Source organism: Oceanicola sp. 22II-s10i (assembly GCF_002210105.1).
Lineage (GTDB): Bacteria > Pseudomonadota > Alphaproteobacteria > Rhodobacterales > Rhodobacteraceae > Pseudooceanicola.
The window spans coordinates 1,321,667-1,343,369 of record NZ_AQQU01000001.1 but is presented as its reverse complement, the minus strand read 5'-3'; the positions used below and the strand labels follow the sequence as shown (position 1 = coordinate 1,343,369).

General features: G+C 66.7%; 28 protein-coding genes. 12 read left to right on the top strand and 16 right to left on the bottom strand.

Annotated features, from left to right (window positions below):
• Positions 1 to 22 precede the first annotated feature (22 nt).
• Complete coding sequence (locus ATO6_RS06670; RefSeq protein ID WP_217898974.1) at positions 23 to 646, top strand: SDR family NAD(P)-dependent oxidoreductase; 624 nt, start codon at positions 23 to 25, stop codon at positions 644 to 646.
• A 3-nt stretch (positions 647 to 649) separates the two neighbouring features.
• Here the strand turns inward: ATO6_RS06670 and ATO6_RS06665 are convergent, their stop codons facing one another.
• Positions 650 to 1,294, bottom strand: coding sequence for a ribonuclease T2 (locus ATO6_RS06665; protein ID WP_088623110.1), 645 nt, complete (start codon positions 1,292 to 1,294; stop codon positions 650 to 652).
• A 172-nt stretch (positions 1,295 to 1,466) separates the two neighbouring features.
• Between ATO6_RS06665 and ATO6_RS06660 the strand changes: the two genes are divergently transcribed.
• Together ATO6_RS06660 and ATO6_RS06655 are read left to right on the top strand one after the other, a co-directional pair.
• Complete coding sequence (locus ATO6_RS06660; protein WP_088623109.1) at positions 1,467 to 2,222, top strand: DUF1013 domain-containing protein; 756 nt, start codon at positions 1,467 to 1,469, stop codon at positions 2,220 to 2,222.
• 188 nt (positions 2,223 to 2,410) lie between these two features.
• The gene (locus tag ATO6_RS06655; RefSeq protein ID WP_141101943.1) at positions 2,411 to 2,743 is read left to right on the top strand and encodes a hypothetical protein; all 333 of its coding nucleotides are present in this window, start codon (positions 2,411 to 2,413) and stop codon (positions 2,741 to 2,743) included.
• Between the two features lie 15 nt (positions 2,744 to 2,758).
• Here ATO6_RS06655 and ATO6_RS06650 read toward each other — a convergent pair whose 3' ends face one another.
• Entirely contained in the window at positions 2,759 to 3,436 is a 678-nt protein-coding gene (locus ATO6_RS06650) for a helix-turn-helix transcriptional regulator (protein ID WP_088623107.1), read from the bottom strand.
• A 74-nt stretch (positions 3,437 to 3,510) separates the two neighbouring features.
• Between ATO6_RS06650 and ATO6_RS06645 the strand changes: the two genes are divergently transcribed.
• The 4 genes from ATO6_RS06645 to ATO6_RS06630 are packed head-to-tail and all read left to right on the top strand — an operon-like array spanning position 3,511 to position 6,223.
• On the top strand, positions 3,511 to 3,816 hold the full coding sequence (locus tag ATO6_RS06645) for an NIPSNAP family protein (RefSeq protein ID WP_088623106.1): 306 nt from the start codon (positions 3,511 to 3,513) through the stop codon (positions 3,814 to 3,816).
• Between the two features lie 9 nt (positions 3,817 to 3,825).
• Positions 3,826 to 4,173, top strand: a complete 348-nt coding sequence (locus tag ATO6_RS06640) for an antibiotic biosynthesis monooxygenase (RefSeq protein WP_088623105.1) — start codon at positions 3,826 to 3,828, stop codon at positions 4,171 to 4,173.
• Positions 4,163 to 5,068, top strand: a complete 906-nt coding sequence (locus ATO6_RS06635; protein WP_088623104.1) for a DMT family transporter — start codon at positions 4,163 to 4,165, stop codon at positions 5,066 to 5,068. Before ATO6_RS06640 ends, ATO6_RS06635 begins: the two co-directional genes overlap by 11 nt.
• 33 nt (positions 5,069 to 5,101) lie before the next feature.
• Positions 5,102 to 6,223, top strand: coding sequence for an FAD-binding oxidoreductase (locus ATO6_RS06630; RefSeq protein ID WP_088623103.1), 1,122 nt, complete (start codon positions 5,102 to 5,104; stop codon positions 6,221 to 6,223).
• 52 nt (positions 6,224 to 6,275) lie between these two features.
• Here the strand turns inward: ATO6_RS06630 and pheT are convergent, their stop codons facing one another.
• The 4 genes from pheT to pheS all read right to left on the bottom strand — a co-directional run bounded on the left by pheT (position 6,276) and on the right by pheS (position 10,596).
• Complete coding sequence (gene pheT / locus ATO6_RS06625) at positions 6,276 to 8,675, bottom strand: phenylalanine--tRNA ligase subunit beta (protein WP_088623102.1); 2,400 nt, start codon at positions 8,673 to 8,675, stop codon at positions 6,276 to 6,278.
• 9 nt (positions 8,676 to 8,684) lie between these two features.
• The gene (locus ATO6_RS06620) at positions 8,685 to 8,966 is read right to left on the bottom strand and encodes a YrhK family protein (RefSeq protein WP_088623101.1); all 282 of its coding nucleotides are present in this window, start codon (positions 8,964 to 8,966) and stop codon (positions 8,685 to 8,687) included.
• 1 nt (position 8,967) lies between these two features.
• Complete coding sequence (locus ATO6_RS06615; RefSeq protein ID WP_088623100.1) at positions 8,968 to 9,372, bottom strand: ASCH domain-containing protein; 405 nt, start codon at positions 9,370 to 9,372, stop codon at positions 8,968 to 8,970.
• 159 nt (positions 9,373 to 9,531) lie between these two features.
• The gene (gene pheS, locus ATO6_RS06610) at positions 9,532 to 10,596 is read right to left on the bottom strand and encodes a phenylalanine--tRNA ligase subunit alpha (RefSeq protein WP_088623099.1); all 1,065 of its coding nucleotides are present in this window, start codon (positions 10,594 to 10,596) and stop codon (positions 9,532 to 9,534) included.
• Positions 10,597 to 10,747: 151 nt separating this feature from the next.
• Here pheS and ATO6_RS06605 point away from each other — a divergent pair, with 151 nt between their 5' ends.
• Both ATO6_RS06605 and ATO6_RS06600 read left to right on the top strand, forming a co-directional pair.
• Positions 10,748 to 11,335 (top strand): hypothetical protein, encoded by a 588-nt coding sequence (locus ATO6_RS06605; protein ID WP_088623098.1) that lies wholly within the window; start codon positions 10,748 to 10,750, stop codon positions 11,333 to 11,335.
• A 105-nt stretch (positions 11,336 to 11,440) separates the two neighbouring features.
• Positions 11,441 to 11,713 (top strand): hypothetical protein, encoded by a 273-nt coding sequence (locus ATO6_RS06600; RefSeq protein ID WP_088623097.1) that lies wholly within the window; start codon positions 11,441 to 11,443, stop codon positions 11,711 to 11,713.
• A gap of 91 nt (positions 11,714 to 11,804) precedes the next feature.
• Here ATO6_RS06600 and rplT read toward each other — a convergent pair whose 3' ends face one another.
• The 9 genes from rplT to ccoN form a co-directional block, all read right to left on the bottom strand.
• Positions 11,805 to 12,170 carry a 50S ribosomal protein L20 gene (gene rplT, locus ATO6_RS06595; protein WP_088623096.1) on the bottom strand — a complete coding sequence of 122 codons (366 nt, stop codon included), beginning with the start codon at positions 12,168 to 12,170 and terminating at the stop codon, positions 11,805 to 11,807.
• A gap of 12 nt (positions 12,171 to 12,182) precedes the next feature.
• Positions 12,183 to 12,383 (bottom strand): 50S ribosomal protein L35, encoded by a 201-nt coding sequence (gene rpmI / locus ATO6_RS06590; RefSeq protein WP_088623095.1) that lies wholly within the window; start codon positions 12,381 to 12,383, stop codon positions 12,183 to 12,185.
• A gap of 291 nt (positions 12,384 to 12,674) precedes the next feature.
• Complete coding sequence (locus tag ATO6_RS06585; RefSeq protein WP_088623094.1) at positions 12,675 to 13,121, bottom strand: molybdenum cofactor biosynthesis protein MoaE; 447 nt, start codon at positions 13,119 to 13,121, stop codon at positions 12,675 to 12,677.
• A 4-nt stretch (positions 13,122 to 13,125) separates the two neighbouring features.
• Positions 13,126 to 13,371: a molybdopterin converting factor subunit 1 gene (moaD, locus tag ATO6_RS06580; RefSeq protein ID WP_088623438.1), complete on the bottom strand. Its 246-nt coding sequence runs from the start codon at positions 13,369 to 13,371 to the stop codon at positions 13,126 to 13,128.
• 7 nt (positions 13,372 to 13,378) lie between these two features.
• Positions 13,379 to 14,038, bottom strand: coding sequence for a CDP-diacylglycerol--glycerol-3-phosphate 3-phosphatidyltransferase (gene pgsA / locus ATO6_RS06575; protein WP_088623093.1), 660 nt, complete (start codon positions 14,036 to 14,038; stop codon positions 13,379 to 13,381).
• A 219-nt stretch (positions 14,039 to 14,257) separates the two neighbouring features.
• Entirely contained in the window at positions 14,258 to 15,118 is an 861-nt protein-coding gene (gene ccoP / locus ATO6_RS06570; protein ID WP_088623092.1) for a cytochrome-c oxidase, cbb3-type subunit III, read from the bottom strand.
• 1 nt (position 15,119) lies between these two features.
• Positions 15,120 to 15,314: a cbb3-type cytochrome c oxidase subunit 3 gene (locus ATO6_RS06565; protein ID WP_088623091.1), complete on the bottom strand. Its 195-nt coding sequence runs from the start codon at positions 15,312 to 15,314 to the stop codon at positions 15,120 to 15,122.
• A gap of 10 nt (positions 15,315 to 15,324) precedes the next feature.
• Entirely contained in the window at positions 15,325 to 16,053 is a 729-nt protein-coding gene (gene ccoO, locus ATO6_RS06560; RefSeq protein WP_088623090.1) for a cytochrome-c oxidase, cbb3-type subunit II, read from the bottom strand.
• Positions 16,054 to 16,065: 12 nt separating this feature from the next.
• A complete protein-coding gene (gene ccoN / locus ATO6_RS06555) occupies positions 16,066 to 17,667 on the bottom strand; it encodes a cytochrome-c oxidase, cbb3-type subunit I (protein ID WP_088623089.1) in 1,602 nt (533 codons plus the stop codon).
• Positions 17,668 to 17,876: 209 nt separating this feature from the next.
• On the opposite strand from ccoN, the gene ATO6_RS06550 reads away from it, so the two are divergent.
• Positions 17,877 to 18,716: a universal stress protein gene (locus ATO6_RS06550; protein WP_088623088.1), complete on the top strand. Its 840-nt coding sequence runs from the start codon at positions 17,877 to 17,879 to the stop codon at positions 18,714 to 18,716.
• A 108-nt stretch (positions 18,717 to 18,824) separates the two neighbouring features.
• A complete protein-coding gene (locus ATO6_RS06545) occupies positions 18,825 to 19,172 on the top strand; it encodes a DUF1428 domain-containing protein (RefSeq protein ID WP_088623087.1) in 348 nt (115 codons plus the stop codon).
• Positions 19,173 to 19,519: 347 nt separating this feature from the next.
• On the opposite strand, the gene fnrL is transcribed toward ATO6_RS06545, so the two are convergent.
• Complete coding sequence (gene fnrL, locus ATO6_RS06540; protein ID WP_088623086.1) at positions 19,520 to 20,269, bottom strand: transcriptional regulator FnrL; 750 nt, start codon at positions 20,267 to 20,269, stop codon at positions 19,520 to 19,522.
• Positions 20,270 to 20,335: 66 nt separating this feature from the next.
• On the opposite strand from fnrL, the gene hemN reads away from it, so the two are divergent.
• Positions 20,336 to 21,691: an oxygen-independent coproporphyrinogen III oxidase gene (gene hemN / locus ATO6_RS06535; RefSeq protein ID WP_088623085.1), complete on the top strand. Its 1,356-nt coding sequence runs from the start codon at positions 20,336 to 20,338 to the stop codon at positions 21,689 to 21,691.
• Positions 21,692 to 21,703 lie beyond the last annotated feature (12 nt).

Genomic DNA, 21,703 nt, shown 5'->3' with positions numbered 1-21,703 from the left:
CAGGACAAGGTGGACGCCCGCCGTGGCCCGGATACCGGGGGCGACGGGGATCGCCGCCGACCTGTCCGACCCTGCAGACTGCGCGATGGCGGTGGAAACGCTCGGCGCCTGCGACATCCTCGTGAACAACGCGGGCATCTTCGCCGAGACGGATTTCTTCGCGGCGGGCGACGAGGTCTGGCAGGACTTCTGGAACGTGAACGTCATGTCCGGCGTCCGCCTGTCCCGCGCGCTGGCGCCTGCGATGGTCGACAAGGGATGGGGGCGGATCCTGTTCCTGTCGTCGGAATCGGCAATCAACATCCCGCCCGACATGATCCACTACGGCGTGACCAAGACCGCCTACCTCGCCCTGTCGCGCGGCCTCGCAAAGCGGCTGGCGGGCACCGGCGTCACGGTCAACGCGATCCTGCCCGGTCCGACCCTGTCCGACGGCATGAAGGCCGGACTGGACCCGGAGCCGGGCCAGAGCGTCGAGGACGCGGCGCGGGATTTCGTCCTGCGTGCGCGGCCCTCGTCCATCATCGGGCGCGCGGCGACGGTCGAGGAGGTGGCCAGCATGGCCGTCTACGCCTGTTCGCCGCAGGCCAGCGCCACCACCGGCGCGTCGCTCAGGGTGGACGGCGGGGTGGTCGACACGATCTGACGCTCAGTCGATCGCGTCGAGCAGCGCGTCCTTGGCCCGGCAGTCGTAGATCACGTCGCCACCGCAGCGCCTGGGTTCCAGCTCGCGGGTCAGGCAGACCCGCGCCTCCTGAATGCGGCCGGACTTGCAGGTGATCGTGATCATATCGCGCGTCAGGTTCGGATTCGCCTCGATGAAGGCCTCCTCGACCACCGAAGCGGGCACACGCACATCGCGGGTCAGCTTGCGGAACACCTCGGGCTTTTTCACGCGGTCGAAGGCCAGCCGGGCGAGCCGGTAGTAATCCCCCGCCTCCAGCCCGGCGCAGGTGCCGTGCTTCTTCCACTGGTACCAGGCGACACCCGGCGCGCCCATGATGTCCTCCATCCCGGCGGTCATGCTGCGCGGGGGCGCACGGCGGGCGGTCGGGCAATAGCTGGGGTAACCGCGTTCATACTGCGGCCAGAGCCCGTGCAGAACCCAGCCGAAATCCTTGTCCGCATCGCACTGGGGCGAGTTTCGGGACCGGCCCTCCAGCGCGCACCATGTCGGTGACCAGGACAGCGACAGGACGTAATAGTCGAATTCACCGGCCTTTTCCCCATCCGCCCGCAGCGGCGCGGCGAGGCAGATCGTGATGAAAACAAGGCTCAGTATCCGGTGCAGCATTCGGGCTTCCCATCAGCGGTCTTGGCGACTATATAGCCGCCAAGTTCCCCGACAACGGAAACCCGCACCGAAAGCCGGTGCCGCCTGTTTCAGGCGACGGGGAAGATTTGCCGTCCGTCCGGGACGGAGATAGAATTTGCCGACCGCGGCAGGACCGAAGGAGTGCCGAGTAATGAACAAGCCGATCATGGCCAAGGCCACCGCCGTCTGGCTGGTGGACAACACGACGATCACCTTCAAGCAGATCGCCGACTTCGTCGGGATGCACGAGCTTGAGGTTCAGGGCATCGCCGACGGCGACGTGGCCGCTGGCGTGAAAGGGTTCGACCCGATCGCCAACAACCAGCTGACCCAGGACGAGATCGACAAGGCCGAGAAGAGCCCGCTGCACAAGCTCAAGCTCAAGTTCAACTCGGCCGCCGTCGGCGAGGAAAAGCGCCGTGGTCCGCGCTATACCCCGCTGTCGAAACGGCAGGACCGTCCGAACGCGATCTTGTGGCTGGTCAAGTTCCACCCGGAACTGTCCGACGGCCAGATCTCGAAACTGGTCGGCACCACCAAGCCGACGATCCAGACGATCCGCGAGCGGACGCACTGGAACATCGCCAACATGCAGCCGATCGACCCGGTCGCCCTGGGCCTGTGCAAGCAGACCGAACTGGACGCCGCGGTGCAGAAGGCCGCGGGCAAGCGCGCCGCCGATGGTGCCGCGATGACGGACGACGAGCGCCGCAAGCTGCTGTCGACCGAGCAGAGCCTCGGGATGGAAGCCGAGCCGCGCATGCCGACGGCGATCGAGGGGCTGGAAACCTTCTCGCTTTCCGACAACGACGACGAGGATGAAGAACCGGCAGGCAATTTCGCCGATGCGGACAGCTTCTTCAACCTGCCGAACAGCTCGGATGACGACGAGGACGACCGCCGCTGAGCTGACGGCGCCCGTTCCGCTCTTGGAAACAGAACCCCTCCGGATCAATCCGGAGGGGTTTTTCGTTTCCGCTACGGAAACCGACGTTTGCGGAAAATTGCCGAGAAATCCCGCCGCCAAATAAACCATTGATAAATAAGTTTTCCTGATCCTTCCTGTGTGTGGGGGCCTTCTTTGAGATATTGCTCATGGCAGGGTTCGTTACTTCAGTGTCCAGCATCACGCCGTCTATGACGAGCGTCGCTTGCCGTCTGGCGGTGCAGATCAGCGTCGCTCAAAGTCAGGCAAACGCGCAGGCGCGCGCCACCAAGGCCGAAACCGACGCGGCCATCGTGCCGCCCCAGGCAAAGACCGGCGTGGCGAGCGTCGTCAATGAACATCGCAAGCAGGCGCCGACCGCGACGCGGATCGACAGCCTGCTGGTCGAAGTCCGCGAAGGTGATCCCGACACGCTCGACACCGCACGCTTTGCATCGCGGGTCTATTCCGAGATGCAGAAACTCATCGAACCGGCGGCCTGACCCCGGACCGTTCGGTCACACCGGAAAGGCGCTGTCGAATGCGGCCGCACCCCTGTCGGTGAACCTCAGAACCCGGCCCTCGCCCCGGTTCACCCAGCCCTGCGCCTCCATTCGCGCCAGCATCGCCCGGCCCAGACTGCCGCCGAGGTGATAGCGCCGGGCGCTCCAGTCCAGACAGTTCCGGCACAGCGGCGCGCGCGCCCGCGACAGGCTGTCCACGTCGACACCCAGATCGATCAGGAAATCGACGCCCCCGCTGGTCAGCGCGGGCACCTCTTCGTCCGCCCGAAGCATCCCGCGCGCGACGAGCGAGTCGTAAAGCTGGATGCCCCGGTCCCCCGCCAGATGGTTGTAACAGACCCGCGCATGTCTGAGCGCCGCGTCGCGCGGGCCGGGACGGGTCCGCAGATGACCGGACCGCGCCGCCAGCCCGATCAGCGCCTCAAGCACCGCCCCGACCTCGTCCGAGGCGAGCGTCACATACTTGTGCCGCCCTTGCCGCCGGGTGGCGATCAGCCCGCCCTCGTCCAGCCGCGCGAGGTGCGAGGACACGGTCTGCGCGGTGATTCCCGCCTCGGCCGCCAGTTCCGTCGCGGTGAGGGCCTTGCCCGACATCAGCGCCGTCAGGATGTTCGCCCGCGCCGGATCGCCGATCAGCGCGGCGATGGCGGAAATGTCGGGACCTTCCCTCACAGTTCGACCCCCATCGAAGCATTTGCGTTTGCCCCTGCGGTAGACCGGTCCCGTCAACGGATCAAGGAAAACCCATGCTCAGCTGCATCATCCGCTATCACATCGACCCGACCCGAAAGGACGCTTTCGAGGAATACGCCCGCAACTGGGTGGTCGCGATCCCGCGCTGCGGCGCGCAGCTGACGGGCTACTACCTGCCGCACGAGGGCTCCACCACGCTGGCCTACGGCATCTACGACATCGAAAGCCTCGCCGCATATGAAGCTTACAAGGCCCGGCTTGCAGAGGACCCCGTGGGGCGCGCAAACTTCGAATTCGCGAAGGCCGAACGGTTCATCACCCGCGAGGACCGGACGTTCCTGAAGAAGATCGCGCGCTGAGGAGGAGCCATGATCGCCGTCATTTTCGAAGTCACCCCCGCCGAGGGCAAGCGTGACGCCTACCTCGCCCGCGCCGCCGGGCTGCGCCCGGTCGTCGAACAGATGCCGGGCTTCATCTCGGTCGAGCGGTTCCAGAGCATCACAAACCCCGAAAAGATGCTGTCGATCAGCTTTTTCGAGGACGAGGAGGCGCTGGCGAACTGGCGGCGGACCGAGGAACACCGCGCGGCGCAGGAGGCCGGGCGCAAGAGCATCTTCTCGGACTACCGTCTGCGCATCGCCCATGTCATCCGCGACTACGGCATGACCGAGCGCGCCGAGGCGCCCGAGGACAGCAGGGCGATCCATGACAGCTGACACACGGCGGCGGGACTACGCGCTGCTGCTGGTGCTGGCGACCCTCTGGGGCTCCAGCTACCTGTTCCAGCGCGTCTCGGTGCCCGAAATCCCGCCCCTCACCCTCGTCGCGGGACGCGTCACCGGCGGGGCGGCGCTGCTCTTTGCGGTGATGCTCGTGCAGGGCGTGCGGTTTCCGCGCGGGCGGATATGGGGGGCGCTGGTGGTGCAGTCCTTCCTGAACGCCAGCGCGGCGTGGGTGTTGCTGGCATGGGGCCTGCGGCATGTCGAATCGGCGCTGGCGACGGTGCTGAACTCGACCTCGCCGCTGTGGGTCTTCGTCTTCACCATGATCGCGGCGGGCGGGCGCGGCGCGCGGCCGGCCCATCTGGCGGGCACGCTGGCCGGGCTGTCGGGCGTCGTGCTGATTGTCGGCCCGGCGGCACTGCAGGGTCTGGGGAACCAGGTGCTGGGACAACTCGCCTGCGTGGCGGGGGCGATGATCTATGCGCTGGCGGCGATCTGGGGACGGCGGTTCGCGGGGCTGCATCCGCTGGCGGTGGCGACGGGCACCATGCTCTGCGCTTCGGTCACGCTCTGGCCCGCCGCGCTGACCTTTGAACAGCCATGGACGCTGACACCCTCGGCCCGCGCGCTCGGGGCCTGGTCGGTGCTGGCGTTCTTCTGCACCGGTCTGGCGCTGCTGATCTATTTCCACCTGCTGGAGCGGATCGGATCGCTCGGCGTGGCCAGCCAGGCCTACCTGCGGCAGGCGGTGGGGGTCGGGCTGGGGATCCTCGTGCTGGGCGAACGGCCGGGGCCCATGGTCTTTGCCGGTGTCGCGCTGGCGGTGCTTGGAGTGATTCTGGTGAACCGCCCGGTCAAGGTCCCCCTTCCGACCGCCACGCGTCCGTGACAGGGTCGCCTCCGAACGAAAGAGGGAGGCGACATGCATATCGCGGTGGTCGGGCGCGGGATGATCGGATCGGCGGCGGCGCGACATCTGGCGCGCGCCGGGCACGAGGTGACGCTGATCGGTCCGGACGAGCCTGCCGACATGGCGGCCCACTCCGGTGCCTTCGGCAGCCACTATGACGAAGGGCGGATCACCCGAAGCCTCGACGCCACGCCCTTCTGGTCCGAGGTCAGCCGCGCCTCGATCGCCCGTTACGCCGAAATCGAGGCCGAGAGCGGGGTGCGCTTCTTTACCGAGTGCGGCTCGCTCATCGCCGGGATGCAGGGCGCCGCGCCGTTGCAGCGGATCGCCGAGGGGGCGGAGCGCGACGGCATCCCCTTCCGCACCCTGACCGATGGGACGCTGGCCGAGACCTTTCCGATGTTCAGCTTCCCGCAGGGCGCCGAAGGGCTGTTCGAGCCGACCGCTGCCGGTTACATCAACCCGCGCCGCCTCGTCGCGGCACAGGGGGTCGCGGCGGAACGCGCCGGGGCCCGCATCCTGCGCTGCGAGGCGCAGGGGATCGACGAGGACGGCAACGGCGTGCGCATCGCGACGCAGGACGGCACCGTGCGGGCCGACCGCGTGCTGGTGGCCGCAGGCGCCTTCACCGGCGCAATGCTCGGCGGCGCGGTCGGGACCACCGTCTATGCCCGCACGGTCGTCCTGCTACCGGTTCCGGACGAAGAAGCGCACCGGTTGTCCGCCATGCCCACGCTGATCTGGTTCGACCCGGACGGCAGCGATCCCTACCTGCTGCCACCGATCCGCTACCCGGACGGCCGGTTCTATCTCAAGATGGGCGGCGATCCGGTCGATCGCATCGTCGCGGGCCCCGAGATCGGCGACTGGTTCCGGTCCGGCGGGGATGACGCGGTCGGCGCGGTTCTGGAAGCGAAGGTCCGCGCCAGGATGCCGGGGCTGATCTGCGGTCCGCGGCGCACCGCGGCCTGCGTGACCAGCTTTTCCGCCGACGACCGCGCCATCATCCGCGCTCTGTCCAGCCGCATTGCCGTGGCCACGGCAGGCTGCGGACGCGGAGCGAAATGTTCGGATGAACTGGGCCGACGCGGCGCGGATTTGGTCACGGGCCAAGAGGTGCCGGGCGCCGTATAGCGCCCGGACCGGCGAGGCCCGCCGCGAGGCGGGAAGAGCGGCCCCCGTCGGGTCAGCCGCGCAGGGTGCCGCCTGTGGCCTTCTGCACCTTCTCGACGATCTTCGCCGACAGCGCCTCGATCTCGGCCTCTTTCAGCGTCGCGTCCTTGGGTTCGATGCGCACGGTGATGGCGAGGGATTTCTTGCCCTCACCGAGAGAGCCGCCGACGAATTCGTCGAACACCCGCACATCCGCGATCAGCGCCTTGTCGGCACCGGCGGCCGCGTTCACCAGATCGAGCGCGGCGACCTGCGCATCGACGACGAAGGCGAAGTCACGTTCCACCGCCTGCAGGTCGCTGATCGCCAGCGCCCCGCGCGAGGCGGAGGTGGCGCGCGGCTGCGGGATCTCCTCGGGCCAGATGGTGAAGGCCACGGCTGGGCCCTTCACATCCATCTCGCGCAGGATCTTCGGATGCACCTCGCCGAAAGTGGCCAGCACCTTCTTGGGTCCAAGGCAGATCTGCCCGTGCCGACCCGGATGCCACCATGCGGGGCCGTTACGCAGGATCTGCACCTTGGCGGGCGCGCCGATGGCCGACAGGATCGCCTCGGCATCCGCCTTGACGTCGTAGACATCGACCGCGCGGGCCGCGCCGTGGACGTCCTTGGGCCCGGTCCGCCCGACCAGCAGGCCCGCCACGAACAGGCGCTGTTCGCCCGGTTCGCCGCCGTGCCATGCCGCGCCGACTTCGAACAGCGCCAGATCGCCCATCCCCCGCGCCTGGTTGCGCGCGGCGGCCTGCAGCAGACCCGGCAGCAGGTCTGGGCGCATGTGGCTCATGTCGGACGAGATCGGGTTCGCCAGCATCGTCGCCTCGGTCCCGCCGCCGAACAGCGTGGCCGATTTCTGGTCGATGAAGGAGTAAGTGACGCATTCGTTGTAGCCGAGCGCCGCCGCCGTCCGCCGCGCGACCTGCTCGCGCCGCTGGATCGGGGTCAGGATCGGCTTTGGCACGCCGGGCTGGGTGCGGGCCAGCGGCTTGGGCTCAAGCTTGGTGAGCGAGGCGATGCGCGCGACTTCTTCCACGAGGTCAGCCTCGCCCAGCACGTCCGGGCGCCACGACGGGACGTGGGCCATGTCGCCCTCCATCACGAAGCCCAGCCGTTCCAGCGTCGCGCGCTGGTCGGCCGCCGGGATGTCCATCCCGACGAGCGAGGAGCAGCGGGCGGTGTCCAGCCGGTAGGCGCGGCTGACGTCCGGGACCGCGCCCGCGACGACAACGTCGGACGGCTCGCCCCCGCAGAGGTCCATGACCATCCGCGTCGCGTCGTCCAGCGCCTGCATGTTGTAGGCCGGGTCGATCCCGCGTTCGTTGCGGTAGCGCGCGTCGGAGTTGATGCGTAGCGCGCGGCCGCCGTGGGCGATCTGGACGAAATCCCAGAACGCGGCCTCGATGAAGACGTCCGTCGTCTCTTCGGTGCAGCCGGTTTCCTCGCCGCCCATGATACCGCCGATCGACTCGACGCCCTTGGTGTCCGAGATGATCAGCACGCCCGCCGGGATCGTATAGGTCTTTTCATCCAGCGCCAGCAGTTCCTCGCCGCCCTTCGCCTTGGCGATGGTCAGCGCGTTGCCCGCGACCTTGGCCGCGTCGAAGACGTGCAGCGGGCGGTTGCGGTCGTAGGTGAAGAAGTTGGTGATATCCACCAGCGCCGAGATCGGGCGCAGTCCGACCGCCTTCAGCTTGTCCTGCAGCCATTGCGGGCTGGGGCCGTTCTTGACCCCTTTCACCAGGCGCCCTGCGAACAGGTAGCAGCCATCGGCGGCATCCGCGTCGATGGTGACGGAAACCGGGCAGGGGAATGTCCCGTCGATCTTCGCCTTGTCCACGGGCTTCAACGTTCCGAGGCCGCGCGCCGCGAGGTCGCGGGCGATGCCGCGGACGCCGAGCGCGTCGGGACGGTTCGGCGTGATCGCAATCTCGATCACCGGGTCGACCTTCTCCGGCTTGTTCGCGGCCAGCCAGTCGATGAATTTCTCGCCGACCTCACCCGAGGGCAGTTCGATGATGCCGTCGTGCTCGTCGCTCAGTTCCAGCTCGCGCTCCGACGCCATCATGCCGTGGCTTTCGACGCCGCGGATCTTGCCGATCGACAGGGTCACGTCGATGCCGGGCACGTAGTCGCCGGGCTTGCAGAGCACGACGGTGATCCCCGCCCGCGCGTTCGGCGCGCCGCAGACGATCTGCTTGTCGCCCTCGTCGGTTTCCACGGTGCAGACCCGCAGCCGGTCGGCGTCGGGATGCTGCTCGGCGTGCTTCACTTTCGCCAGCGTGAAGGTCGAGAGTTTCGAAGCCGGGTTCTCGACCCCTTCGACCTCGAGCCCGATGTCGGTCAGGGTATCGAGGATCTCGTCCAGCGTGGCGGTGGTGTCGAGGTGGTCTTTCAGCCAGGAGAGCGTGAATTTCATCGTCGGGCCTCAGGAGTGAAGACGCTGGGCGAGGTCGTCGGTGTCGCCCATGCGGTACAGGTGGATCTCGCGCACCAGACGGATCGTCGGTTTCGCGGCGAAGAGGATGGAGCCGATCAGGAAGAGCCATGTGGCCGGGATCTGCGTCGACGCCCAGAAGAACAGGACCGAGCCCACGACGAACGCGAAGGCTGCGCCGAAATCGACGCAGGTGTAGGCGATCTCGTAACGCGCCCACATGGCACGCGAGGCTTCGGACTTCTCTCGGTTCTCGTGGCGGAACAGGGCCATGTCAGGTCTCCTTTTCTGCGGGATCGGTGGCGAAATCGCGGATCAGGCGGAACCGTTCGACCATCAGCTTCAGGTTCGGCGACCACTTCCCCTGCGCCTCGAAATACGCCTGGTACTGGGTGCGGAAGTCGTCGCGGTCCCGGAATTCGGCCATCGGCGCGACGAGGTCTTCGCCCACCTCGTCAAAGGGCATGGTCAGCACCTCGACGGTTTCCATCTGCACGGCGGGCGTGCCGTCCCATTCCAGCGCGATGTCCTGCCGCCCGACCTGCGGCATCGGGTCCTTGCCCGGACCGAAGTCCGAAAGCGGTGCGCAAGTGACGGTCTTCTTGCCCGCCCTGACGAGGGCGAGGACCTCGTTACACAGCGCCTCGTTGTCGCCGAAGGTGAAGGTGACGGGGGTCATCGCCGCGCACCTCGCGCCGATCCCGCATCATGCACCGCCCGGGACATCGTCCCGGGCCGCGCCCGGCCGCCCCCCCGGGCGGGCGCGATTGCGCCCCCCCGCGGCCGGTCACGCCCCTTGGTCAGGCGCGGATCGGATGCGGCCATGGAAACCATGATGTCAGATACCACCCCGCAGCGTCGGCACCTGCAGCGCCGAGAAGCCGTAGTGCCTGAGCCACCTCAGGTCGGAATCGAAGAACGCCCGCAGGTCGGGGATGCCGTATTTCAGCATCGCGATCCGGTCGATCCCCATGCCGAAGGCAAAGCCCTGCCACTGGGCGGGATCGACGTTCCCGGCCTGCAGCACCTTGGGATGGACCATGCCCGACCCAAGCACTTCAAGCCAGTCGTCGCCCTCGCCCACCTTCACGGTGCCGCCTTCCCACGAACACTGGATATCGACCTCGGCCGAGGGTTCGGTGAAGGGGAAATGCGAGGCGCGGAAGCGGGTTTTGACCTTGGTGCCGAAATAGGCCGAGAAGAACTCCTCCAGCACCCATTTCAGGTTGGCCATCGAGATGTCGCGGTCGATCGCCAGACCCTCGATCTGGTGGAACATCGGCGTGTGCGTCTGGTCGAAGTCCGACCGGTAGACGCGGCCCGGCGCGATCACGCGGATCGGCGCGCCCTGCGCCTGCATCGCGCGGATCTGCACCGGCGAGGTGTGGGTGCGCAGTACGTGCGGCGGGCGGTTGTCGCCCTCGGCGCGGTGGATATAGAACGTGTCCATCTCGGCCCGCGCGGGGTGGTGGCCGGGGATGTTCAGCGCGTCGAAGTTGTACCAGTCGTCCTCGACCTGCGGGCCCTCGGCGACGGCGAAGCCCATGTCCGCGAAGATCGCCGTGCATTCCTCCCAGACCTGGCTGACCGGGTGGATCGTGCCCTGCCGCCGGTCGCGGCCGGGCAGCGTGACGTCCAGCCACTCGGCCTGCAGCCTCTCGTCCAGCGCGGCGTCGGACAGCGCGGTCTTCTTGGCGGCCAGCGCCGAGTTGATCTCGTCCTTGAGCGCGTTCAGCGCGGGGCCCGCCGTCTGGCGTTCCTCGGGGGTCATCTTGCCCAGCTCGCGCATCTTCAGGCTGATCTCGCCCTTCTTGCCGACGGCGGCGAGGCGCAGCTCCTCAAGCGCCGCCTCGTCCGTGGCCGAGGCGATCGCGTGAATGTACTTGTCACGCAGTTCTTGCATCCAATCCTCCGGGATCGCGGTCGCGCGGCCTAGCTAGCGGCAGACGGGCCGCAGCGCAAGCTGCACGGGGGGTGGAACGGGGGGTGGCCGGTTGCCGCCTGCAGGGCGGCGCGGCCGGGAACATATGGCGGGGGCCGGGGATTGTACCGGCATGAGACATCTTTTCGCCGCCGCCGCCCTTGTCCTGAGCCTGCCCGCCGCCGCACAGGCGCAGGCGTGGTGCGGCACCGGCGGGCTGACGGCGACCGAGGCGGTGATCTGCGACGACCCGGTTCTGTCCCGGCTCGACCGGCGGATGACCCGGCTCTACACCCGCGAGGGAAGCGGCTATGCCGGTGCCAGCCTGTCGCAGCAGCGCTGGCTGGCGCGGCGGGATGCCTGCGGAACGGATGCGCGGTGCATCGAGCGGGCCTATCGCGACCGGATCGCCTATCTGGACATCGGAGACGGAGACGGAGGCCGGGCGGAATCGGAACCGCCGCGGAACGCAATGCTGCGGCCATGGTGCGACGGGCGGCTGAACCCGACCGAGACGACGATCTGCGCCACACCGCGCCTGGCCGACATGGACGCCGCGCTCGGGGCCGTCTACGGGCAGACCAAGGCCGCGGACAGCGACCGCGAGCAGATGCGCTGGCTGCGGGGCGAGCGGGACGCCTGCGGGACGGATCAGGTCTGCATCGGAACGACCTATATCGAGCGGATCGTGGAACTCGGCGCACGGCTGCGCGGGTCCTGAGATCGGTTCAATCCAAGGCAAAGGTCGCGCTCCGGCCATCGGGGTGCCCGAACCATGACCGCGCCGGAGTGTCTGTGACCCCCGAACATATCCGGAGGTTACGACATGATCCGCCAGACCGTCCTTGGGCTCGCCCTGCTGGCCGCCACACCCGCAACCGCACTCCAGACCGCGCAGGCGGTCTCGATGCGGGGCAAGGAGGGCTACACCCCGCCGCCCGACTCGGTCACCACGCCCTATTTCACGACCGATGACGGCTGCACCTACCGCCGCGCGCAGGCGCCGGGGTTCCGACCCACCTGGCACCTGATCATCAACCCGCACCACCTCGGCAAGCCGCGGGCGCGCCGGGGCTGTCCGGGATCGCTCAGGAACTGAGGGGGAAAAGGTGCGCATGATGGAACCTAGTTGAACGCGAAAAGGGCCGCCCAGCCGGGCGGCCCTTTCCGTAACTCGGAGCCTGAACGGATCAGGCGGGCAGCGCGGCTTTCGCCTGATCGACGATCGCGCCAAACGCTGCGGGCTCGTGCACGGCCAGATCGGCGAGCACCTTGCGGTCCACCTCGATCCCGGCCAGCGCCAGACCGTTGATGAAACGCGAATAGGTCAGCGCCTCGTCATGGGCGCGGACGGCCGCGTTGATCCGCTGGATCCACAGAGCGCGGAAGTTCCGCTTGCGGACCTTGCGGTCGCGGGTGGCGTACTGGTTCGCCTTGTCGACCGCCTGCTTGGCGACCTTGAAGGTGGTGGACCGGCGGCCGTAATAGCCTTTGGCCTGATCCAGGACCTTCTTGTGACGGGCGTGCGTGGTGGTTCCGCCTTTAACTCGGGGCATCTTCTATCCTCCTCAGCGCGCGTAGGGCATCATCGGCTTGATGATCTGTTCATCAGCCTTGGACAGAACGGTGGTGCCGCGAGCATTGCGGATGAACTTGTTCGTCCGCTTGATCATGCCGTGGCGCTTGCCGGCCTGCGCCACCTTGATGCGGCCGGAGGCCGTCACCTTGAACCGCTTCTTGCAGCTCGATTTCGTCTTCATCTTGGGCATTTCCGTCTCCTTCCGGGTGCGGTCGAATTGCGCGCGACTCGGCATGCCACATCGGCCGGCCGCGCGGTTGGAGTGCGCCGTATAGGGGGGAAGGGCTGGCGGATCAAGCCGGTTTTTCGTGCGGGTTCCGCACGACTCGCCGGGGGCTCTGCCCCCGGACCCCCGAAGTATTTGGAACCAGAAGAAGCAGGGGACCGGGTCCATCTTCATCTGGTGGGGGAAAGTCCTGCCGGATGTATGGGGTCTTTTCGTCAATGATCCGCGTCGGGTGCGGGCGGATCAGTGGACGCCCTACCCTTTCCACCGGGTCAGCGCATCCTCGTCTGCGTCCTTCGCCGCCACCCATGCCGCGCCGTCGCGGGTGACTTCCTTTTTCCAGAAGGGCGCGCGGGACTTGAGGTAGTCCATCAGGAACTCGGCCGCGGCGAAGGCGTCGGCGCGGTGCGGGGCGCAGGTGGCGACCATCATGATCGGCGCACCGGGTGCCAGACATCCGTGGCGGTGGATGACCAGCACGTCGCCGAGGGACCAGCGGGTGCGCGCCTCGTCCGCGATGGCGGTGATGGCGCGCTCGGTCATGCCGGGATAGTGCTCGATCTCCAAGTGATCGAGCGTGCCGGTGTCGTCGCGGACCACCCCTGTGAAGGTGACGATGGCGCCCATGTCGTGACGGCCCGAGGCGAAGGCGGCGGTTTCGGCGCCGATGTCGAAGGCCGGTTCCTGCACGACGATCCGCATGGGCTCAGCCCCCGGTCATCGGCGGAAAGAAGGCGACCTCGCGCACGCCGGCGAGCGGGGCGTCGAAATCGGACAGGTCCTGATCCAGCGCCACGCGCAGGGCCGAGGTATCGGAGAAGGCCAGCGCATATCGTTCCTCGCGCGCGGAGAGTTCCGCCACGAGGTCGGCCACGGTGGCCGCAGAGGTTTCGACCTTTTCCTTCGGCAGGCCGATCCGTTCGCGGACCCATGCGAAATAGAGAACGTCGATCATCGCGTCAGTCCCTCAGATGCGGGCGGGCCTTGAGGAAGTAGTCCGCGCCGGTGATGGCGGTCAGCCCGGCGGCGATCCAGATCAGCCCGATACCGCCCCACGCGGTCCATTCGATCAGCGCGATCTCGCGCCGCAGGCCCAGCGTGTCCTCGACCGAGCCATCCATGATCCCGGCGACCACGGACTGGTCGAGGCCGAAGATGGTCATCGACAGGTCGTGTTCGAGGATACCGTGCCAGAACAGCACCGCGATGGCCACCATCTGGCTGGCCGTCTTCCACTTGGCAAGTTTCGTGACCTTGAGCGTGCCCGCCACGTCGCCGAGGAATTCGCGCAAGCCCGAGACGAAGACCTCGCGGAAAAGGATCAGGCCGGCGGGGATGACGATGGCCGGAGCGAGGCCGGAATAGGCGGCCAGCACCATGATCGCGATCACCACCATCGCCTTGTCCGCGATCGGGTCGAGCATGGTCCCCAGCTTGGACTGCTGCTGCCAGGCGCGGGCGAGCCAGCCGTCCAGGTAATCGGTCAGCGAAGCGCCGACAAACAGGATCAGGCCCAGCCAGTCGGCGGCCGGGCGCGGCAGAACGGCAAACACGACCACCAGCGCGGGCGCGGCCAGCAGACGCAGAACCGTAAGGATATTCGGCAGTGTCCAGATCATGGCGCTTATCTAATGCGCCGCGCGGGGACTGGAAAGGGTCGAAGGCGCGCACACGCCCCTGCGAAATGGAAAACGCCCGGCGGCACGGGACCTCCGGGCGTTTGACACCGGACACGGGTCCGGGATGATGGTGGCGCCGACGGTTCTGGAAACGCGCGAACAGGACGAACGCGCCGGCGCCTCCCCCGGCCCGAGGGCCGGGGGAATTCGCATCAGGGATTACTCGCCACCGCCCAGCTGGTGGACATAGGCCGCGACCGCGCGGATCTGCGCCTCGTCCAGACGCTTGGACCACGCGGGCATCACGCCGAAGCGGGCGTTGTTCACCGTCTCGGTCAGGGTCGCGTAATCGCCGCCGTAGAGCCAGATGGCGTCGGTCAGGTTCGGCGCGCCCTGCGCGCGGTCGCCCGTCGCATCCTCCGCGTGGCAAGAGGCGCAGTTGTCGGCAAAGACCGTCTGCCCTTCGGCCACCTTGGAGGCGTCCTGCGGGTCGCCGGAGAGCGACATCACGTAGTTGACCACCTGGTCGATCTGGTCCGGCTCCAGCAGTTCGTCGCGACCGAAGGCCGGCATCTGCGAATAGCGGGCGTCGTCGTCCTCGGTGTTGCGGATACCGTGGGTGATCGTCGTGTGGATCGCCTCGATATCGCCACCCCAGAGCCAGTCGTCGTCCAGCAGGTTGGGATAGCCCTTGGCCCCGGCCGCGCCGGACCCGTGGCACTGGGCGCACCAGGTCTTGAAGACGGCCGCGCCCTTGGACACGGCATAGCCATTCAGGTCGCCATCCGCCGCGATCGCCGTCAGGTCGGCCGAAGCCAGCCGTTCGTTGATCGCCGCGTTGGACTGTTCGACCGCCGCGATGTCCTCGGCCACCTGGCCGCGGGTCGAGAACCCGAGCACCCCGGGTGTCGCGCCCGAGATCATCGGCCATGCCGGGAAGGCGATGGTATAGATCACACCCCAGACGATGCAGGCGTAGAAGGTCCAGAGCCACCACCGCGGCAGCGGCGTGTTCAGCTCCTCGATGCCGTCCCAGCTGTGGCCGGTCGTGCCGTGCTTGTCTTTCAGATCGTTGCTCATCTCACGCCTCCTTGGCGGCGTTGGCGCCGGCTTTCGCCGGGGCCTGTTCGTGGCGGAACGGGATGCTTGCCGTGTCCTCGTAGGTCGACCGGCTGCCCGGCCGGAAGACCCAGACGATCACCCCTATGAAGAAGGTGAACAGGGCCAGCAGCATCCAGCTGTCTGCGAATTCGCGGAGCAGGGAATAGAGTTCCATCGTGTCCTCCTCAGCGGCTCGCGTCGGGCGTGAAGGTCGAGAAGTCGACCAGCGTTCCGAGCATCTGGAGATAGGCGATCAGCGCGTCCGTTTCCGAGATGCCGGGCTGACCGTCGAAGTTGCGCACCTGCACCGTCTCGCCGTAACGCTCGACCAGACCGTCGTAGTCGCTGTCCGGATCCGCCTGCGCGGCGAAGTCGGCCGATGCGTTCTCGATCATCTCGTCGGTGTAGGGCACGCCGACGAACCGGTGCGTCCGCATCAGGTCGGCCACGTGTTCCCCTTCGATCAGGCGATTTTCGAGGAAGCCGTATTTCGGCATGACCGATTCAGGCACGACCGACTGCGGGTTGTGCAGGTGGTCGACGTGCCACTCGTCCGAGTAGCGGCCGCCCACGCGGGCCAGGTCCGGCCCGGTCCGCTTGGAGCCCCACTGGAACGGGTGGTCGTACATCGACTCCGCCGCCAGCGAGTAGTGGCCGTAGCGTTCGACCTCGTCCCGCATCGGGCGGATCATCTGGCTGTGGCAGACGTAGCAGCCTTCGCGGATGTAGACGTCGCGCCCGGTCAGTTCGAGCGGGGTGTAGGGCCGCATCCCGTCGACTTCCTCGATGGTATTCTCGAGGTAGAAGAGGGGCACGATCTGCACCAGACCGCCGATGGTGACCACGAGGAAGGAGAAGACCAGCAGAAGCGTGGCGTTCTTTTCCAGGATCTTGTGCTTTTCAAGGATTGCCATTGTCCTGTTTCCTTACTCGGCCGGCACCAGGTCGGTGTTGCTTTCGATGGCCGGCTGGCGCTTCACCGTCAGGTAGAGGTTGATGCACATGATGATGGCGCCGGTGATGAACATCACACCGCCAAGACCGCGCACGACATACATCGGGAACTTGGCCGCCACCGTGTCGGCGAAGGAGTTCACGAGGAAGCCGTTCGCATCGACCTCACGCCACATCAGGCCTTCCATGATGCCCGTGACCCACATCGACGCGGCGTAGAGCACGATGCCGATGGTGGCGAGCCAGAAGTGCCAGGAGACCATGCTGAGGCTGTAGAGACGTTCCCGCTTCCACAGTTTCGGCACGAGGTAGTAGAGCGCGCCGAAGGTGATCATGCCGTTCCAGCCAAGTGCGCCGGAGTGGACGTGACCGATGGTCCAGTCGGTGTAGTGCGACAGGCTGTTCACCGCGCGGATCGACATCATCGGACCTTCGAAGGTCGACATGCCGTAGAAGCCGACGGCGATCACCATCATCCGGATGACCGGGTCGGTGCGCAGCTTGTCCCATGCCCCGCTCAGGGTCATCAGGCCGTTGATCATGCCACCCCAGGACGGCATCCACAGGATGACCGAGAACACCATGCCCAGCGTCGAGGCCCAGTCGGGCAGCGCGGTATAGTGCAGGTGGTGCGGACCGGCCCAGATGTAGATGAAGATCAGCGCCCAGAAGTGGATGATCGACAGCTTGTAGGAATAAACCGGACGCTCTGCCTGTTTCGGGATGAAGTAGTACATCATGCCCAGGAAGCCCGCGGTCAGGAAGAAGCCGACAGCGTTGTGGCCATACCACCACTGGGTCATCGCATCCTGCACGCCCGAGAAGACCTGAACCGACTTGGAGCCCCAGATCGAGACCGGGATCGACAGGTTGTTGAACACGTGCAGCATCGCGACGGTCACGATGAAGGACAGGTAGAACCAGTTCGCGACGTAGATGTGCGGCTCTTTCCGCTTGATGACCGTCCCGAGGAATACGGCAAGGTAGGCCAGCCACACGATGGTCAGCCACCAGTCGACGTACCATTCCGGCTCGGCGTATTCCTTGGACTGGGTCGCGCCCAGCAGGTAGCCCGTCGCGGCCAGCACGATGACCAGCTGGTAACCCCAGAAGACGAACCAGGCGAGGTTGCCGCCCCAGAGCCGCGCCGCGCTGGTGCGCTGGACGACGTAGAACGACGTGCAGATCAGCGCGTTGCCGCCAAAGGCGAAGATCACGGCGCTGGTGTGCAGCGGCCGCAGGCGCCCGAAGTTCAGATACCCCTCGGCCCATTCGAAGTTGAGCACCGGAAAGGCCAGCTGGAAGGCGATGATGACACCGACGAGGAAACCGACGACGCCCCAGAGCGCCGTCGCAATCACGCCGGCGCGCACGACGCCGTCCATGTATTCGTTTTGATTGACCGCCGGCACCGGTTCGTCGGTGCGGCGCAGCGTCCACAGGAACATGCCGCCGGCGACCAGCATGATCGTCAGCGCGTTCACCATGTAAGCCAGGTCTCGTGCATAATTGGCCCCGACCGCTGCAAATACAGCGATCACGCCAAGCACGACCAGCTTGAGATAATTCGTCATTTCGCGTCCCTTCGTCGTGTCCTTCACGGGCGGACGAATCCCCCCGCGTCGCGGATTTCAGACTGGTTCGGTTAATGATCGGTGCGCCCATGGCCTGCCTTGATCTGCGTCAAGCCGTCGGTCCTGTCGATTTGATGCGTGTCAAAGCGCGCTACATTCAATGGCAGATAGCTTTGTGCATGACACAGCTTCCCCGGAGGAGATCGAAGATGTCTTTCCAAACCATCCTGTCCGTCGTCACCGACAAGGCCACCGTCAAGGACAGCCTGGCCCCTGCGCTCGCGGTGGCCGAAGCCTACGGCGCACACCTCGACGCGCTATGCCTCGGCATCGACCGGACCAACATCGGTTACTACTACGAAGGCGCCAGCGCCGTCGCGCTGCAGGACGCCATCGACCGCGCCCGCGCCGAGGCGGGCGAGATCGAAGCGGCGACTTCTGCCGCGCTCGACGCCAGCGGCCTGCGCTACGGCACCGACGCCGAAGTCGCCCAGATGGGCGACCTCGGGCGGCACGTGGCCGAACGCGCCCGCTTTGCCGATCTGGTGGTGCTGCCCCTGCCCTACGGCGAAGGCAAGGGACCGGAACTGGAGCCGGTGCTGGAAGCCGCGCTGTTCGAGGGCCAGTCCCCGATCCTCGTGGTGCCGGACACCGCCAAGCTGGTGCCCAAGCCGCAGAAAATCATGCTGGCCTGGAACGAAAGCGCCGAGGCCCTGCGCGCCATCCGCAAGTCGCTGCCGTTGCTGCGCCATGCCAAGACGGTGCATATCGTGGTGATCGACCCGCCGGTGCATGGCCGCAACCGGTCCGATCCGGGCGGGATGCTGGCGCAATACCTCGCCCGGCACGGTGTCCACGCGGAAATCGACGTGCTGTCCAAGACGATGCCCAAGGTGTCCGACATCCTCAAACGCCACGCGGTCGACATCGACGCCGACATGGTGGTCATGGGCGCCTACGGGCACTCGCGGTTCCGCGAGGCGATCCTCGGCGGCGCGACCCGCAACATGCTCGAAGAAGCCCCGGTGCCGGTCTTCATGGCGCACTGACGATCCGACCCGCGCCGGCCGTTCGATGCCGGCGCGGGTCTCCCGCGATCGGCTATGTTGGCATCAACGTAGAATGCTGTATCCTCCCGCCGAGATAGGGAGATCACCATGAGCTATGTATCCGCCTTCGTCGCCGCCGTTCCGGAGAGCAACAAGGACGCCTATGTCGAGGCCGCCCGCGAGGCGTGGAAACTGTTCAGCGAGTACGGTGCGCTCGGCGTTCACGAATGCTGGGAGGATGACGTGCCGGATGGCAAGGTCACGTCCTTCCCGATGGCGGTGAAACGCGAGCCCGGAGAGAAGATCGTGGTCAGCTGGATCATCTGGCCGGACAAGGCGACCTACGAGCGCTGTATTGCCTCTACGGAGACCGACGAACGATGGGCGCAGATGGCCATGCCCTTCGACGGCAAACGGATGATCTACGGCACGTTCACGCCCATCTTCACCGCCTGAAACCGCCGCCCCTGGTCCGGCCTGGCCATGCGGCGCGCCGCAGGGCGGCGCATTCTCTTACTTGGCGTCTTTCCCCGCTGCGCGTGTAAAGACGCGATGCCTCCGGCGGAAGTATTTGAAACCAGAAGAAGCAGGGGTATTTTGCCTGGGTCCACCCCCTGCACGGAGGCAGGGGGCTTCTCCTGGTGCGGTCATCGGTGCTTCCACCTGTACCGCAGATTCTTTCTCGCACACTTGGGTTAACAAACCCTTGCTTCTTCTGGTCAGAAATACTTCGGGGGAGACGGGCCCTCAGGCCCGGCGGGGGCAGAGCCCCCGTTGCCCGGCTGGCCACCGAAGCGTAGACGTCAGCTCAAGAGACCGCCGTCGCTGTCGTCGCCGGCCTCTTCCATCAGCCGGTCGAAATCCGGCACGATGACGTGGCGTTTGCCCTGCAGCTCGATCACCCCGTCCTTGCGCAGCGCCGAAACCTGGCGGCTGACGGTTTCCAGGGTCAGCCCCAGATAATCCGCCATCGCCTCGCGCGTGAGGGGCAGGTCGAAGGCGAGTTTGCCTTCCGTCGGCACGAGGTGAAGCGAGGCGTCGCGGCGTGCGATGATCGCCAGCAGCGAGGCGATCTTTTCCCGCGCGGTCTTGCGCCCCAGAACAACCATCCACTCGCGTGCCGCGTCGAGTTCGTCGAGCGTCATCTGCAGCAGGCGCTGTGCGATGTGGGGGGTGATTTCCATCATGTGTTCGAACGGCTTCTTGCGGAAGCAGCACATCACAAGATCGGTCGTCGCCACCACGTTGTAGGCCGCACCCTGCCGCCCCGGTCGGCCGACGAAGTCCGATGGCAGCAGCAGGCCGACCATCTGGGTCCGTCCGTCTTCCATCGTCTGCGTCAGAGTCGCGACACCGGACACCACGGAGCCCACGAAATCCATCCGGTCGCCGGACCAGATCACGGTCTGACCGGCCTCGAACGAGCGGTAGTACTTCATCTCTTCGAGGCGCAGCAGCTCATCCGTGTCGCAGCGCGCACAGACGGCCCGATGTCGGATCGGGCAGTCGCCGCATTCGTGCGGCGTTGCGGTGAGGTTATCCGGCAGCAGCATGGCGGTCCCGAACGCGGTTGATCTGCGTCAAGGCGAAGTCCTGTTCGCCCCTTCATAGCTACGCGCATGAAACGCGAAACGCAACTTGAACGGCTGGGTCTCTTTGACGCGAAAGTTCCGCGCTATACGAGCTATCCCACGGCCCCACACTTCAGCAATACCGTCGGATCCGGCCAGTTTTCGGACTGGATCCGCGCCATTCCCGCGCGGTCGGACATATCGCTTTATGTGCATGTGCCGTTCTGCCGCAGGCTGTGCTGGTTCTGCGCCTGCCGCACACAGGGCACCCAGAGCGACCGCCCGATTGCCGCCTATCTCGACACGCTCAAGGCAGAGCTTGCGATGCTGCGCGAGCATCTGGCGCCGGGGGTCAGGCTGTCGCGGCTGCACTGGGGCGGCGGCACGCCGACCCTGCTGCCCGCCGGCATGATCGAGGAGCTGGCCGGCGCCATCGCCGAGGTCGCCCCGTTCACCCATGACTACGAGTTCTCGGTCGAGATCGACCCCAAGGAGATCGACTTGCCCCGCGCGCTGGCGCTGAAGAAGGCGGGGATGAACCGCGCCTCGGTCGGGGTGCAGGATTTCGACCCGGACATCCAGCTGGCGATCGGACGGATCCAGAGCTATGAGGCCACCCGCGACGCGGTCGAACTGATCCGTTCGCAGGGAGTCTACAGCCTGAATGCGGACATCCTCTATGGCCTGCCGCACCAGACGCCCGCCAAGATCACCGACAGCGTGCAGAAGCTGCTGTCGCTCGCCCCGGACCGGGTGGCGCTCTATGGGTATGCGCATGTGCCGTGGATGGCGCGGCGGCAGTCTCTGCTGCCCTCCGATGCGCTGCCCACCCCGACCGAGCGGCTGGCGCTGTTCGAGACTGCGGCGGAGCTGTTCCGCTGGGATGGTTACGCTGAAATCGGCATCGACCATTTCGCGCTGCCCGATGACGGGCTCGCGGCGGCGCAACGGGCCGGCCGGCTCAGGCGGAATTTCCAGGGCTATACGGACGATCCGGCCAATGTGCTGATCGGTGTCGGCGCCTCGTCCATCTCGCAGTTTCCGCAGGGCTATGCGCAGAACGCCTCGGCGACCTCGCTGCATACGGCGGCGATCCGCGACGGCCAGTTCTCGACCGCGCGCGGCCATGTGTTCGGCGCCGACGACCGGCTGCGCGGACGCATTATCGAGGCGCTGATGTGCGATTTCGAGGTCCGCTCCAAAGAGATCGTGGCGCAGCACGGAATCGGCGCGGCGGATCTGCGCCGGATGTTCGATGATGTGAACGACCGGTTCGAGGGTCTGCTGGAGGTTTCGGACCGCGGGCTCAGCATACCTGTCGCGGCCCGGCCGCTCACGCGGATGGTCGCGCGCCATTTCGACGCCTACGTGATGAGCCAGGCGCGCCACTCCGCAGCGATCTGAAGCGGCGGTGCG